The organism is Simiaoa sp., assembly GCF_051972595.1.
GTDB classification, from domain to species: Bacteria; Bacillota; Clostridia; order Lachnospirales; family Lachnospiraceae; genus Acetatifactor; species Acetatifactor hominis.
Genome location: NZ_JBOKRY010000001.1, coordinates 1 through 13,667 on the forward strand (window position 1 = coordinate 1; position 13,667 = coordinate 13,667).

Annotated in this window: 13 protein-coding genes; 3 read left to right on the plus strand and 10 right to left on the minus strand. The window is 47.4% G+C overall.

Translation table 11 applies throughout. The features are described from left to right. The 3 genes from ACTRDR_RS00005 to ACTRDR_RS00015 form a co-directional block, all read right to left on the minus strand. Positions 1-199, minus strand: a 199-nt coding sequence (locus ACTRDR_RS00005; RefSeq protein ID WP_440525674.1) for an IMP dehydrogenase, incomplete at its 3' end; no start/stop codon positions are given. A gap of 154 nt (positions 200-353) precedes the next feature. After that, complete coding sequence (locus ACTRDR_RS00010) at positions 354-1,310, minus strand: ORF6N domain-containing protein (RefSeq protein ID WP_440525675.1); 957 nt, start codon at positions 1,308-1,310, stop codon at positions 354-356. 128 nt (positions 1,311-1,438) lie between these two features. Then, the gene (locus ACTRDR_RS00015; protein WP_118551444.1) at positions 1,439-1,933 is read right to left on the minus strand and encodes a DUF6106 family protein; all 495 of its coding nucleotides are present in this window, start codon (positions 1,931-1,933) and stop codon (positions 1,439-1,441) included. A 278-nt stretch (positions 1,934-2,211) separates the two neighbouring features. On the opposite strand from ACTRDR_RS00015, the gene ACTRDR_RS00020 reads away from it, so the two are divergent. Then, positions 2,212-2,973, plus strand: a complete 762-nt coding sequence (locus ACTRDR_RS00020; protein WP_440525676.1) for a hypothetical protein — start codon at positions 2,212-2,214, stop codon at positions 2,971-2,973. Between the two features lie 74 nt (positions 2,974-3,047). Here the strand turns inward: ACTRDR_RS00020 and ACTRDR_RS00025 are convergent, their stop codons facing one another. The 3 genes from ACTRDR_RS00025 to ACTRDR_RS00035 all read right to left on the minus strand — a co-directional run bounded on the left by ACTRDR_RS00025 (position 3,048) and on the right by ACTRDR_RS00035 (position 5,725). After that, positions 3,048-4,748, minus strand: coding sequence for a D-alanyl-D-alanine carboxypeptidase family protein (locus tag ACTRDR_RS00025; protein WP_440525677.1), 1,701 nt, complete (start codon positions 4,746-4,748; stop codon positions 3,048-3,050). A gap of 218 nt (positions 4,749-4,966) precedes the next feature. Continuing rightward, on the minus strand, positions 4,967-5,518 hold the full coding sequence (gene yfcE / locus ACTRDR_RS00030) for a phosphodiesterase (RefSeq protein ID WP_440525678.1): 552 nt from the start codon (positions 5,516-5,518) through the stop codon (positions 4,967-4,969). A 27-nt stretch (positions 5,519-5,545) separates the two neighbouring features. Continuing rightward, positions 5,546-5,725, minus strand: coding sequence for a hypothetical protein (locus ACTRDR_RS00035; RefSeq protein ID WP_440525679.1), 180 nt, complete (start codon positions 5,723-5,725; stop codon positions 5,546-5,548). A gap of 144 nt (positions 5,726-5,869) precedes the next feature. On the opposite strand from ACTRDR_RS00035, the gene trmB reads away from it, so the two are divergent. Together trmB and trxA are read left to right on the plus strand one after the other, a co-directional pair. Next, a complete protein-coding gene (trmB, locus tag ACTRDR_RS00040) occupies positions 5,870-6,514 on the plus strand; it encodes a tRNA (guanosine(46)-N7)-methyltransferase TrmB (protein WP_440525680.1) in 645 nt (214 codons plus the stop codon). A gap of 295 nt (positions 6,515-6,809) precedes the next feature. After that, on the plus strand, positions 6,810-7,130 hold the full coding sequence (trxA, locus tag ACTRDR_RS00045; protein WP_440525681.1) for a thioredoxin: 321 nt from the start codon (positions 6,810-6,812) through the stop codon (positions 7,128-7,130). Between the two features lie 781 nt (positions 7,131-7,911). Here the strand turns inward: trxA and gatB are convergent. From gatB to aspS, 4 genes are all read right to left on the minus strand, one after another. Beyond that, complete coding sequence (gene gatB / locus ACTRDR_RS00050) at positions 7,912-9,357, minus strand: Asp-tRNA(Asn)/Glu-tRNA(Gln) amidotransferase subunit GatB (RefSeq protein WP_440525682.1); 1,446 nt, start codon at positions 9,355-9,357, stop codon at positions 7,912-7,914. A gap of 204 nt (positions 9,358-9,561) precedes the next feature. Continuing rightward, complete coding sequence (gene gatA / locus ACTRDR_RS00055) at positions 9,562-10,998, minus strand: Asp-tRNA(Asn)/Glu-tRNA(Gln) amidotransferase subunit GatA (protein ID WP_440525683.1); 1,437 nt, start codon at positions 10,996-10,998, stop codon at positions 9,562-9,564. A gap of 115 nt (positions 10,999-11,113) precedes the next feature. Continuing rightward, on the minus strand, positions 11,114-11,407 hold the full coding sequence (gene gatC, locus ACTRDR_RS00060) for an Asp-tRNA(Asn)/Glu-tRNA(Gln) amidotransferase subunit GatC (RefSeq protein ID WP_440525684.1): 294 nt from the start codon (positions 11,405-11,407) through the stop codon (positions 11,114-11,116). Between the two features lie 172 nt (positions 11,408-11,579). Further along, positions 11,580-13,316 (minus strand): aspartate--tRNA ligase, encoded by a 1,737-nt coding sequence (aspS, locus tag ACTRDR_RS00065; RefSeq protein WP_440525685.1) that lies wholly within the window; start codon positions 13,314-13,316, stop codon positions 11,580-11,582. Between the last annotated feature and the right edge of the window lie 351 nt (positions 13,317-13,667).

Here is a 13,667-nt window from a genome sequence, read left to right on the forward strand (position 1 = left end):
TACCACCCTGTCTTGCCATAGCGATCGCCATGCGATGCTCGGTAACGGTATCCATTCCTGCGCTCATCATAGGAATGTTCAGTTTGATCTTCTTTGTCAGCCATGTGGTCAAATCCACCTGATTGGGGACTACCTGAGAATAAGACGGTACGAGCAGTACGTCATCAAAGGTAATGCCTTCACCAATAATCTGTCCCATTTTCTCTCCTCCTGTGTTCATTTAATAAGATTTGTGAATGATTTGTTTCAGTAATATAAGCTATGCTTATAAGAAATATTCGCTGTGCTTATAACATTTCCATGAGTTTAGCAAAGTTTTCTATGGCTGTCAACTGGTGAGTGCTAATTATTTTCTATTCTTCTGTTTCTAATTCTAATCTCTGTAAAATATCCCTTACAATACCTGCATCTTCAATCAGATTAATTCCAAAGCATTTTTTACCTGCATCCTTCAAAGACGCACCCACATGATATGCTTTCGTTTTATCAAGAATTAAAAAACGATCATGAAATACTCTTGTGTACTTTACATCCAGTTTAGGATACTGCGCATTAAAGTTATCTACATCTGTTTGAGATAATTTTGTCCGTTGCAGTGTATAAACTGTCACCGCCACATTTTCTTTCTTCTTTGACAAAATATTTAATGTTCCTACATCCACATATCCATCTACTAGAACAATTTCCGTCTCTGCTTTCTGAATTAGTCCTATTAGTAAACTGAACGCATCATATATCTGACCATCAAAAAATATCTTTTGATTAGACTCCTCATGATCTGATATGTACTCAAAAATCTGCTCAAGTTTTTCATCTGTCTTTTTCTGATATTCCAGTTGTTTTAACTCAACGTTACTAATCCTTTCAAACAGAAGTGCATTGTTGGCTATAAACCGCCGCATTTCTACAAATGCACGCATAATGCCTATGCTTACATTGATTGCCACCTCGCTATGCAATACACTGGCCAGCATGGATATTCCCTGCTCTGTAAATACATACGGTAATGTACGTCTGCCGCCATAACCATTTTCTGTTCCACTGCCATTTGAGGTGCCAAATTGGCATTTCAAGTTTTCATATTCATCTTTTGTAAGCTGAAATCGAAAATCTTCTGGAAATCTGGCAATATTTCTTTTAACGGCTCTGTTTAACGCTCCTGTTTCTACCTGATAAAGCATTGCCAGATCACTATCCACCATAACTTGTTTGTTTCTTACCATATAAATCAGATTTTCAATGTCCGGTGGTATGATTTCAACTGTTTGTGTTTCCACTGGTTCCATTTCTTTTGCTTTTTGATCCGCCATTCCATTTCCTCTATAACTTGAAATGCCAGTTTGGCATTTCAAGTTACTTTACCGCACAATCATTACAAAAGGATCCCGATGCATCCTGTTCACCGGAATCCTTTTGTTCGTGAATTACTCACTGATCATTATTCGCTGAATACCTTACGGGGTGCCACGCTCTTGAGCACCTTCACCAGTTCCTCGTTGGGGCTTAAGATGATCTTCTCGCCACCTTCATAATACATGGCATAACGGCCATCCGGCTGAAGTACCTCGCCGATGCTGTAATCCTTCTCCTTCACCTGACGGTTCTTGAAGTTGTCCAGATGGTAGGAATAGACCGGTGCAAATACTTCCATACGGTCCAGGCTGTAAGTAGCTACACGCTTTCTCTTACTCTTTGCCATGATCTTGTCCACAGACAGTTCCTTATCCAGATAGAGATATTCATACTCCAGATCCGTGAACATATTCAGAAAATAAGCTCCCACACCCGCAACAAGAGCGACCGGCAGGAAAATGATAAACACAAACATTACCAGGCAGCTTAACACTGTCAGGGTGACAAGTAATACTTTTAAGATTTTAGCCCACGCGGGCTGTTTTGCTTTTACCAGACATTCTACGTAAGAATCACTCATTTTTCGTTTCCTTTTCTCTCATATATTTTGCAGCAGGGATTTTCCGCGCCGTTCTTCCGTTCCTTCGGGAAATCTCTGTTTACGTCTGTCCGGATTCTGCTTCTCCTGACAATCGTCTTCTATTATGATATATCATCCGTGGAAAACTTGCAAGATATGCCTGGATTTTCCGGGTGATTTAATTCTTTTTTTAGAATCCCCTCACACTTCCTTCATTGACTTTCGGATAGAGAACCTTTATCATAAATTTATATTTTACACAGGAAGGCGGTTTTCCCATGGCGGTAATGGATGAATTTAAAAAAGAACGGGAAGCCCTGAAAAACGGTACTCCCAAACAAAAGCTGGCGTATTTCTGGTATTATTATAAATGGCACGTAATCATTTCCGTGATCGTCATCGGCATGATCGTAAGCTTTATTTACCAGTATGCGAACCGGAAGGATACCGCTTTTAACGCCGTTTTATTAAACGCAAGTCTCTTAGACCAGATGTCTTCCGAGCAGCCGGATTTCATTACGGATTTCGCCGAAAAAGAGGGCATCGATCTGAATACCAACGATATCACTTTCGATACTTCTATTCGTATTGTGGAAGACAGCATGGATGAGACCTCCGTCACTTCTACCCAGAAGCTGATGGTATATGTGGCAGCAAATGAGCTGGACAGCATGATCACGGATTTCGATTCTTTCCAAAAATATGCCAACAGCAGCCTGTTCTATGATCTGCGGGATATCCTCACAGAAGAACAGATTCAGACACTGGAACCTTATTTCTATTATGTGGACAGGGAAGTGGTGCTGGCGATCGAGGCAGCAAACGATGATCTGAATACCGATTATACTCCGGAATATCCCGATCCTCTCCACCCGGAAGAAATGCAGGATCCCGTCCCGGTGGGCATCCGCCTGACCGGCTGTAAGGATCTGACCGATAACTATTACTTCCGCGGAGACGGTATTGTCATGGGCATCTACGCAAATGCGAAGCATGCAGACACCGCTGTGGATCTGGCAGAATACTTATTGAGCAAGTAGAATTTGCAACATGGAACTTAAAAAGGCATGCCCCTCGTATCGGGACATGCCTTTTTGTATCTATCTATATTCTTTTAGAAATCCAGGTCACGGAAGCGGTTGGGCTTCTTGGGCTTGCGCCGTTTCTTCGCCTGCCGGATAGCCTCCTTACGTCTGCTGCGCAGATCCTGATCCACGGAGCGATAACGGGATCTGGAACGTTTTCTTCTGCGGTTAAACCGCCAGGTCAGTCTGGTGCTGCGGTGGGCGAAATGATAATTTTTAACAAATGCTCTTAGCAGCAGAATGAGGAAAATCACCACAGCGATCCCCAGGATCCAGAAAAATACCTTTACCACATTGATAAAAATCACTGCCGGACCACCGGAAGCCGTATCTTCTTCCCCGGGAGCTGTCGGTTGCGTGGCTGTGGGAATACCTCCGCCCTCGCCGGTCGGCTCATCAGCCGCCGCTCCTTCTGTCGGCTGCACAGTTTCGGCGCTGTCCGGCTCCTGCGTCGCCGCCGTAGCTTCTACCTCCTCCGTTGTCCCTGTGGTCTCGTCCCCAAACACACTGCTTCCCTTTTCCGAAGCCGTGAAATCAATGGATGCCGTGCCCAGTACCACATCATGATACGTATACGTAATGACCGCTACCTGTCCGGGATCCGTATTATCATAAGAAATATCGGATACCGCATCCTCGAATGTGATAGTATTCGGCAGAGTGATACAATCGCTCTGATTCAGTTCCAGGATCGGCTTGGAATTACCAAAGATGTCATTGCCACTATAAAAGGAACCCGGATTTTCAATGTTGTATTTGGTCTCTGTCTGCGCGATATTGACCTTTCCAAAATTACTGAATCCGTAATCAAACAGCGAAATCGTATCTTCATAATAATTAGGATTTTCATCCCTCATCACCACGCAGATCAGCTTCATGCCATCCTTCTCCGCGCAGGATACCAGCGTGCTTCTCGCCACATCAGTATAACCGGTCTTACATCCTACCAGATAAGGATAGGCGTATTTTCCGCCGGGGATCAGTTCCATTTTGTTGACTTCCATAATGTCATCCGGCTGTCTCTCCGAGGGCAGAATGTGCAGCATATGGGTCATGGTCATTTTGCACAATGCTTCGTTGGCAAAAAATGCCTTGCCGATCATCGCCAGATCATAGGCGCTGGTGTAATGATCCTCATTGGGAAGACCGTTGGGATTGACAAAATGAGAATCCACACATCCCAGTTCCTTCGCCCGCTCGTTCATGATGTCGCCGAAATCCTGCCAGGTCGTCCCCGAGATATGTTCCGCCACCGCAAAAGATACCTCATTCGCCGAACGGATCAGTATGGCATTCAGACACTCTTCCATAGTCAGCTGTTCCCCGGGTTCAATGGCAATATGGTTGCTGCCCGGGTCGATGTCATGTACTGCGTCGTAGGAGAAATCCACGATCTCATCCATGCTGCAGCGCTCCGAGGCGATCAGTGTCGTCAGTATCTTGGTGGTACTGGCGGGATACTCCTTCTGGTGAATATTTTTCGCATACAAGATTGCTCCGGTATCCGCATCGATCAGGATCGCCGACTCCGCACTGACTACCGGGCCCGTGGGCCAGTGGTCCACCGCATTGGACTGTACCGCCAGTGACTGGTTGCGGGCGATGTTCTCTTCTTTGATGGTGGTTGCCGAAACCGCAAGTCCATTAGATGCAAAAAGACAGATGGCGCTGATTCCCATAACTGCCTTCGCAAAAAAAGTTCTATATGAAAAATGCTTGAAAAAACGCATGTATAAATCCTTCCTGATAAATCTTTATAAACCTTTATAAAAGATGCCAGTGGCACATGTCTAGCACGGACCGAAGCGGAGCGGAGACGTGGGAGTGCGTGGCACGGGGCAATCCGTAGGCATCAAAGTCGGGGGCTTTTGACCCCGACATCTTATAAAAACGGTGTATGATAATGCACATTTTCTATCATACACCATTTTTCTCAAAAACCATAGTATTAACTTAAAATTTTTTGCATATGTTCCTGACCGTCAAAATCTTTCCAGATAAACGTATTATCTTCCCAGATCATATACCCGTGCCAGCTGCCTTCCTTCGGGATCGACACGGAACCGGGATTCATACAAATGTACTGTTCTTCCTCATGTTCCATGCATTTCGGTACATGGGTATGTCCGTGCAGCAACACATCTCCGGGGTGCAGCGGTGGCAGGTTCTGTTCGTTATAAATATGTCCGTGGGTAGCATAGACCATTGTATTTCCTTCCGCAAGTACGCAGTAATCCGCCAGCACCGGGAATTCCAGCACCATTTGATCCACCTCCGTATCACAGTTGCCGCGGACACAGTAGATGTCTTTTTTCCGGGCATTCAAAAGCTCAATAACTTCCTTCGGTGCATATCCTTCCGGGAGGTCATTGCGGGGACCGTGATACAAAATATCTCCCAACAGCAAAAGTCTCTCCGCTCCTTCTTTTTCATATGTCTCTAATAATTTTCTGCAATAGTATGCCGAACCGTGAATGTCCGACGCGATCATCCATTTCATAATCTTTCCTCCCGTTTGTATATAAAATCAGTCCCGATAGCCCGATGCAGCAGGATCGTGCACAACTGCCTGTTCCGACAGGGTCATATGCACAGCCACCTGTTCCGACAGGGTCATATGCACAGCCACCTGTTCCGACAGGGTCATATGCACAGCTACCTGTTCCGACAGGGTCATATGCACAGCCACCTGTTCCGACAGGGTCATATGTACAGCCGCCTGTTCCGACAGGGTCACTTGACAAGTTTTCCAAGATACAGTACATTGACAATACAGATTCTACACGAATCTGCAGCATTCATCAAGAAAAGTCATTAAATCATCAAATAATAAGGAAAGGTTATCGAATATATGAGATTGCGCAATATTACAGGCTCCCGCGAAGTGATCGCAGAAAGCCCTTACGTGGTACCGGAAGATACTTTGGAAGACTGTCCCGGAACCTGGCACGAGATCTTCGGGAACGATCACCCAATTCATATCGAGATTGGTATGGGGAAGGGACGTTTCCTGCACACCCTCGCGAAATTAAATCCGCAGATCAATTATGTGGGCATCGAGAAATATTCCAGTGTCCTGCTCCGCGCCATCCAGAAAATGGAGGAGGATGAGCTTCCCAACCTGAAATTCATCCGCATGGATGCCGAAGATATCGACAAGGTATTCGGAAAGGGAGAGGTCGACCGGATCTATCTGAACTTCTCCGATCCCTGGCCAAAGGACCGCCATGCCAAGAGGCGTCTGCCCTCCAGACAGTTCCTGGCCCGCTATGATGTGATCTTAAAAAAAGAGGGCACCCTGGAATTCAAGACGGATAATCGTCCTCTGTTTGATTTCGCAGTGGAAGAATTAGAACCCGCCGGCTGGCAGGCGAAGGTGATCACCTACGATCTGCACAGTGACGCTGCTCTGATGGAAGGCAATGTCATGACAGAATATGAGGAGAAATTCTCCTCCATCGGCAACCCTATTTGTAAATATATTATTTTTAGATAACAATTCATAATACACTCATTTTTTGAAATAATTCATAACACACTGGTTTTTGAATTAATTCACAGTACACTCATTTTTGAATTAATTCACAACACACTGTTTTTTTGAAATAATTCATAACACACTGGTTTTTTTGAAATACTTGTAACTGTTCAGTGCCATACAAAACTATGATCTGCGAATGCTTGCGTTCAAGCAGATAAGAAGTTTTATATGGCGAATGTGATTCTGAATACTTGTAAAAACTTAAACCATATCGGCTGCTTGCATTCAGCCGGGGAAAGGAAGGATCATTATGGAATACACTTTTACTGTTGCTAATTTTGAAGAGGAAGTTCTGCATTCGGAGATTCCCGTTCTGGTGGACTTCTACGCCGACTGGTGCGGTCCCTGCAAGATGATGGGACCCGTGGTAGAGAAATGTGCCGATGCTTACGCCGGCAAGATGAAGATCGGCAAACTCAACGTGGATGAAAATATGGCGATCGCGCAGAAGTACCGTGTGGTAAGCATCCCGCATTTCATCGTGTTCAAGAACGGAGAGCCCGCCGTAACCTTCGGTGGTGCCATGTCCGAGGCAGGCTTCCGTCAGAAGTTGGATCAGGTGCTGGCATAACTCGAAAGTTACGCGGGCAATGAGCCGCGCATAGTGAGGACAGCGATGGGCGCTTGCGCTCAAATTGCTGTCTTTACTTATGCCTATGCGGCGAACCGCCAACAGCTCCTGTATCCTTTCTTCCGCCTCAACGTGGGCACAGGAGATAGGAGCAAGCTTCTCTGTGCCCTTCTTCTGCCTCAGCGTGGGCACAGGTGACAAGGGCAAGCTAGTCTGTGCCCTTAAACCAAGATGTGGGGCACTACACACAAGATTTGATGATTACGCCCCGCGCAATGAAAACTACCGGGGCTTAATTGACAAGATTTGATAATTACGCCCCGCACAACGAAAACTACCGGGGCTTAATTGACTAAATTTGATGATTACGCCCCGCATAGCGAATAAAACCGGGGCTTAATTGACTAAATTTGATGATTACGCCCCGTATAGCGAATAAAACCGGGGCTTAATTGACTAAATTTGATGATTACACCCCGCATAGCGAATAAAACCGGGGCTTAATTGACAAGATTTGATAATTACGCCCCACATGACGAAAACTACCGGGGCTTAATTGACAAGATTTGATGATTACACCCCGCATAACGAAAACCACCGGGGCTTAATTGACAAGATTTGATGATTACGCCCCGCATAACGAAAACTACCAGGGCTTAATTGACAAGATTTGATGATTACACCCCGTATAGGCAAAATAAGAACCGTGATTTGTGAGCAAGCTCCCAATCACGGTTCTTATTTTGCCTATGCGCGGCTCATTGCCCGCGTAACTTTCAATTTACAGCAGTTCCTTCAGCATCTGGTTGACGCTGGCGGGATCTGCCTTGCCTTTCATTGCCTTCATGGTCTGACCTACCAGGAAGCCGATGGCTTTCTCCTTGCCGTTATGGTAGTCCTCTACGGACTGAGGATTGGCGGCGATAACTTCCTCCACAACTTTCCGCAATGTGCCTTCGTCATTGACAGTCTTCAATCCCTTTTCTTCCACATACTGTTCGGGATCTACATCTTCCTCAAACATCACCTGGAATACTTCCTTTGCCACAGAAGAGTTGATCACTTTGCCATCAACCAGAGCGATTAGCCTGCTCAGATGCTCCGGGGCAAACCGGATATCTTCCGGCTCCATCTCTTTTTCTTTTAACAGACGCATAGTCTCTACCATCAGCCAGTTGGACACTTTCTTAGGCAGGCTTCCCAGTGCCACACACGCCTCGAAGATATCTGCCAGATGCTTGGATCCGGTGATGATCTCGATATCATATTCGGGAATATCGTATTCTTCCTTGTACCGTTTCATCTTCTCGGTTCGGAATTCCGGCTGTTTACTGCGAATGTTCTCCAGCCACTCATCGCTGATATAGACCGGCACCAGATCGGGGTCCGGGAAATAGCGGTAGTCCTGGGCATCCTCCTTGGAACGCATGGCGTAGGAATATTCCTTATTGTCATCCCAGCGTCTGGTCTCCTGAATCACTTCTTTGCCTGCCTCCAGCAGATCGATCTGCCGCTCTCTTTCGCCCTGAATGGCTCTGGCGATGGCCTTGAAGGAGTTCAGGTTCTTCATCTCGGTACGGGTTCCGAACTTTTCCGCGCCTACTTCTCTCACAGACAGGTTCACATCCGCACGCATGGAGCCTTCCTGAAGTTTACAGTCGGAAGCTCCTAAATACTGGATCAGCAGACGTAATTTTTCCAAATAGGCAATGACTTCCTCCGCGCTGCGCATATCCGGCTCGGATACGATCTCGATCAGAGGCACACCGGAGCGGTTGTAATCTACCAATGTACAATCTTCCCAGTCGTCATGAACCAGTTTGCCGGCATCCTCCTCCATATGGATCTCGTGGATACGCACCGGCTTCGTATAGGTGCTGCCATCCTCTCCCGCCACCTCGATCTCTACCGAACCATTCCTGCAGATGGGCAGATACAACTGAGAGATCTGATAGTTTTGAGGGTTATCGGGATAGAAATAATTTTTTCTGTCAAATTTACAATACTGTGTGATGGTACAATTCGTCGCAAGACCTACTGCCACCGCATATTCTACCACCTGTTTATTCAGCACAGGAAGAGATCCCGGCATACCGGTACACACCGGGCAGGTATGAGTATTGGGTCTGCCACCGAACGCTGTGGAACAGCCGCAGAATATTTTCGTCTTCGTGGCAAGCTCTACATGAACTTCCAGACCGATGACGGTTTCATATTGTTTTGCCATAGTAAATACCTTTCCGTATCTGCATTGTTTCTATTATATCTGACTATATACCTGATCATCCCAAATCACATAAACCGGATCGCATACCGGAATTCATTTGCACCCTGCAAAAGTTTACAAATGCTGTTTTTCCAATGCGGTTTCCGCAGGTATCCAGTGTTATTCTCACATGCAGTTACCAGTTGTGTATATATTTCCGTTGTTCTACTTCACGCTCTGCTCATAGGTATATGCTGCGCGGATCAGAGTCTTTTCCCGGAAACAGTCGCCGATCAGCTGCATACCGATGGGCAGCCCTTTGGAATCCGTGCCGCAGGGAACGCTGATACCGGGCAGTCCCGCCAGGTTGATGGAGATGGTGTAGATATCTCCTAAATACATCTTGATGGGATCCACCAGACTACTGCCTAACTTTGGTGCCGTGGTGGGCGCCACCGGTCCTAAGATCACATCATATTTTGCAAAAGCTTCATCAAAAGCTTTTTTGATCAGCGCTTTTACGCGGAGTGCCTTCAGGTAATACGCATCGTAATAACCGGAACTCAGCACGAAGGAGCCCAGCATGATACGACGCTTCACCTCGGGGCCAAAGCCCTGAGAACGGCTTCGCTTGTACATGGTGTGCAGATCCTCCGCATTCTGGGCACGGTAGCCGTATTTTACGCCATCAAAGCGCTCCAGATTGGAGCTGGCCTCAGCCGCTGCGATGGTATAGTAGGTAGGGATCGCATAGTCTACCAGACTTAAGTCGAACTCCTCCACCTCTGCGCCCTGCGCTTTCAATACTTCCGCGGCTGCCAGTACCGCATCCCTGACCTCGGGATCCAGTCCTTCGCCGAAATAATCTCTGGGAATACCGATCTTTAATCCTTTCACATCCGCTACCAGTGCAGAGGTAAAATCTGTATCCTCCCGCTTCATGGAAGTGGAATCCTTAGGATCATGGGAAGTGATGGCTTCCAGCACGGTGGCACAGTCTGTCACATCCTTGGTCAACGGTCCGATCTGATCCAGAGAAGAACCATAAGCAATCAGTCCGTAACGGGATACCGTTCCGTAGGTGGGTTTCATGCCGACGACGCCGCAATAGGATGCGGGCTGTCTGATGGAGCCGCCGGTGTCGGAGCCCAGTGCCGCGAAGCATTCCTCGGCTGCTACTGCCGCCGCGGAACCGCCGGAAGAGCCTCCGGGAACATGCTCCGGGTTTCTGGGATTCTTCGTCACACCGTAGTAAGAAGTCTCTGTGGTACTGCCCATGGCGAACTCATCCATGTTGGTCTTGCCCAGGATGACCGCCCCTGCCTTTTCCAGATTCAGCACCGCTTCCGCGCTGAAGGTCGGAATAAAATTCTCTAATATTTTAGAAGAGCAGGTGGTCAGGGTACCTTCCGTACACATATTGTCTTTGATGGCAAAGGGAACTCCGGCTAAGGGTCCGGTCAGTTCTCCCTGTTCGATCTTTTTTTGTACTTCCGCCGCCTGCTGTAATGCTTTGTCCCGTTCTACGGTCACATAGCAGTGATAGGCATCTTCAGCGGTTGCGATCCTATCCAGAACTGCCTGCGTCGCTTCCACCGCCGTAGTCTTACCTTCCCGGATCGCCTTTGCCAGCTCTACTGCTGTCAGGGATAAAATATCCATATCCATTCTCCTTTTTTAATGTCTGACGGAAAACCATTACCGCCCGAATGCTGTAACCAGATTATAAAGCAGTATTCTGCCCGATTTCTAATCGAAAGTCCGAAGACTTTTGACATTAGTCAAAAGTCTTTGGTACAACAAACATGTTGTCCTTCTCGCCGGGTGCATTGGCCAGTGTCTGTTCACTCTCGTCCCCATTTGTCACCACGTCCTCGCGGAAGACATTCTGTACCGGGAACACATGGGACATAGGTTCCACGCCGGTAGTATCCAGTTCACTTAGTTTGTCGATATAATCCAGCATTCTGCCCATATCCTTTTTCGCTGCTTCCTTCTCATCTTCAGAGAGCTCCAGCTTCGCCAGAATGCCTACATATTCTATGGTCTCATCGCTAATTACGTTCGCCATACTATTCTCCATTCCGCAGACGGTTCCTTTCGTCGGAGGAATCGCGGATCAAATTTCAAATTTGATTCTGCGATAAGGGCTACTTTGTGACGCCTGCGGCACAAATAGCCGTGTGAAAAATAAGCTATCATGCTTATTTTTCACACTAATCTCCATTCCTTTTCTTTCCGCACTAATCTCTCACCTTAATGTGTACCCCGCGCAGCTGCTGCTCCGTTACCTCGCCGGGTGCTCCGCACATGAGATCCTGTGCATTGCCGTTCATCGGGAAGGCGATGACCTCACGGATATTCTCCTCATTCCGCAGCAGCATGATCATACGATCCACGCCGGGAGCCATTCCTGCATGAGGGGGTGCTCCGAACTGGAATGCCTGATAGAGAGCTCCGAACTTCGTCTCCAGTGTCTCTTCATCGTAACCCGCAATGGCAAAAGCTTTTTTCATGATCTCGATATCGTGGTTACGTACTGCACCGGAGGACAGCTCCACGCCGTTGCATACGATGTCGTACTGGTATGCCAGAACGTCTAACGGATCCATGGTATTCAGTGCTTCCAGACCGCCCTGCGGCATGGAGAACGGGTTGTGTGTGAAGCCGATCTGCTTCGTCTCAGGATCCAGTTCAAACATCGGGAAGTCGTTCACATAGCAGAAGCGGTAAGCATCCTTTTCGATCAGATCCAGCTTCTCGCCCAGCTCGGTACGGATATGACCGGCATAGTAGTTCGCCTTATCCTCTTTGTCCGCAATGAAGAAAATGGTATCTCCGGCAGACAGTCCTGCCAGTGTTGCCAGTTCTTCCTTCATCTCTTCCGGAATGAACTTATCGATGGGTCCCTTGTAGCTCATGTCCTCTGCCACTTCCAGATAGCCAAGTCCGCCCATTCCTAAGGAAGTTGCGAAGCTTAACAGTTTTTCATGGAAGCCCTTGGACATCTCCGCATGTACCTTGATGGCACGAACGGTTCTGCCGATAAACGGCTTAAACGTACATCTCTGGAAGAACTCCGTCACATCCATAATGCGTAAGGGGTTGCGCAGATCCGGCTTGTCACAGCCGAACTCCAGCATTGCCTGTTTGTAACTGATGATGGGGAACGGTGTCTCGGTGATCCTGCTGCCTTCGGGAGCAAACTTTACAAAGGTATCATGCAATACTTCCTCGCCTACCTTGAAGACATCCTCCTGGGTCACGAAGCTCATCTCAAAATCCAGCTGATAGAACTCTCCGGGAGATCTGTCTGCTCTGGCATCCTCATCGCGGAAGCAGGGAGCGATCTGGAAATACTTGTCAAATCCGGAAGCCATCAACAGCTGCTTATACTGCTGCGGTGCCTGGGGCAGCGCATAGAATTTTCCTTTAAATTTTCTACTGGGAACGATATAGTCTCTGGCGCCCTCGGGAGAAGAAGCACACAGGATCGGGGTCTGAATCTCTAAAAATCCCATGTCCGTCATCTTCTGACGCAGATAGCTGATGACCTTGGAACGAAAAACGATGTTGTCCTTCACTTTTGCATTTCTAAGGTCAAGATAACGATATTTTAATCTCACATCTTCCCGGATCTCTTTGGATGTCTGGATCTCGAAAGGAAGCTGCTTATATACTCTTCCCAACACATCGATCTTGTGTGCTTCCAGTTCGATGGTGCCGGAAGGAATCTTCGGGTTGTAGGTCTCTTCGTCTCTGTGTTCCATGAGACCGGTAATGGACAGGCACATTTCCTTGGTGATGCCCTTTAAAAGCTCCGGCTTACGGATGACCACCTGTAACACGCCGTACATATCCCGCAGATCGATAAAGGATACGCCGCCGTGGTCACGGATGTTCTCCACCCAGCCTGCCACCTGCAAAGTCTGTCCGATCTGCTGTTCACTGATCTCTTTCATTGTTAAATCTCTGTACATATCGCACCTCCTGTTATATAGTGTCCCGAATGTGCGCTCCCTGTACAGCTTATTTTTAAATACAAAAAGCCCCGGGACATGTTAAAACATATCCCGGGACGAATCATCTAATCCGTGGTACCACCCGAATTGACAGGCGCCTTTGCCCATCCACTCTTGTCACTTAACGCGTGCAACGTGTCATCCTAGCTGCATGTGATATTCTGCAGTTCAGATCACCTGCTCCGGAGTGTTCCCTTCGCCAGCTTCCGCAAACAGCGCTCTCAGTCGGTGACGCTGTATTCCTGTCGTTTCCCTTGGCAAGAGTCTCTTTCATAGCATTTACAAATTAGTTTTTCAACTTAGGTTTAT

What these genes read in the sequence shown, in the direction of transcription:
- yfcE (WP_440525678.1), bottom strand. Translation starts at nt 5,518, where the DNA reads ATGAAATGGATGATCGCGTCGGACATTCACGGTTCGGCATACTATTGC.
- ACTRDR_RS00015 (WP_118551444.1), bottom strand. Translation starts at nt 1,933, where the DNA reads ATGAGTGATTCTTACGTAGAATGTCTGGTAAAAGCAAAACAGCCCGCG.
- ACTRDR_RS00020 (WP_440525676.1), top strand. Translation starts at nt 2,212, where the DNA reads ATGGCGGTAATGGATGAATTTAAAAAAGAACGGGAAGCCCTGAAAAAC.
- trxA (WP_440525681.1), top strand. Translation starts at nt 6,810, where the DNA reads ATGGAATACACTTTTACTGTTGCTAATTTTGAAGAGGAAGTTCTGCAT.
- ACTRDR_RS00010 (WP_440525675.1), bottom strand. Translation starts at nt 1,310, where the DNA reads ATGGCGGATCAAAAAGCAAAAGAAATGGAACCAGTGGAAACACAAACA.
- gatB (WP_440525682.1), bottom strand. Translation starts at nt 9,357, where the DNA reads ATGGCAAAACAATATGAAACCGTCATCGGTCTGGAAGTTCATGTAGAG.
- ACTRDR_RS00035 (WP_440525679.1), bottom strand. Translation starts at nt 5,725, where the DNA reads ATGACCCTGTCGGAACAGGTGGCTGTGCATATGACCCTGTCGGAACAG.
- trmB (WP_440525680.1), top strand. Translation starts at nt 5,870, where the DNA reads ATGAGATTGCGCAATATTACAGGCTCCCGCGAAGTGATCGCAGAAAGC.
- aspS (WP_440525685.1), bottom strand. Translation starts at nt 13,316, where the DNA reads ATGTACAGAGATTTAACAATGAAAGAGATCAGTGAACAGCAGATCGGA.
- gatC (WP_440525684.1), bottom strand. Translation starts at nt 11,407, where the DNA reads ATGGCGAACGTAATTAGCGATGAGACCATAGAATATGTAGGCATTCTG.
- gatA (WP_440525683.1), bottom strand. Translation starts at nt 10,998, where the DNA reads ATGGATATTTTATCCCTGACAGCAGTAGAGCTGGCAAAGGCGATCCGG.
- ACTRDR_RS00025 (WP_440525677.1), bottom strand. Translation starts at nt 4,748, where the DNA reads ATGCGTTTTTTCAAGCATTTTTCATATAGAACTTTTTTTGCGAAGGCA.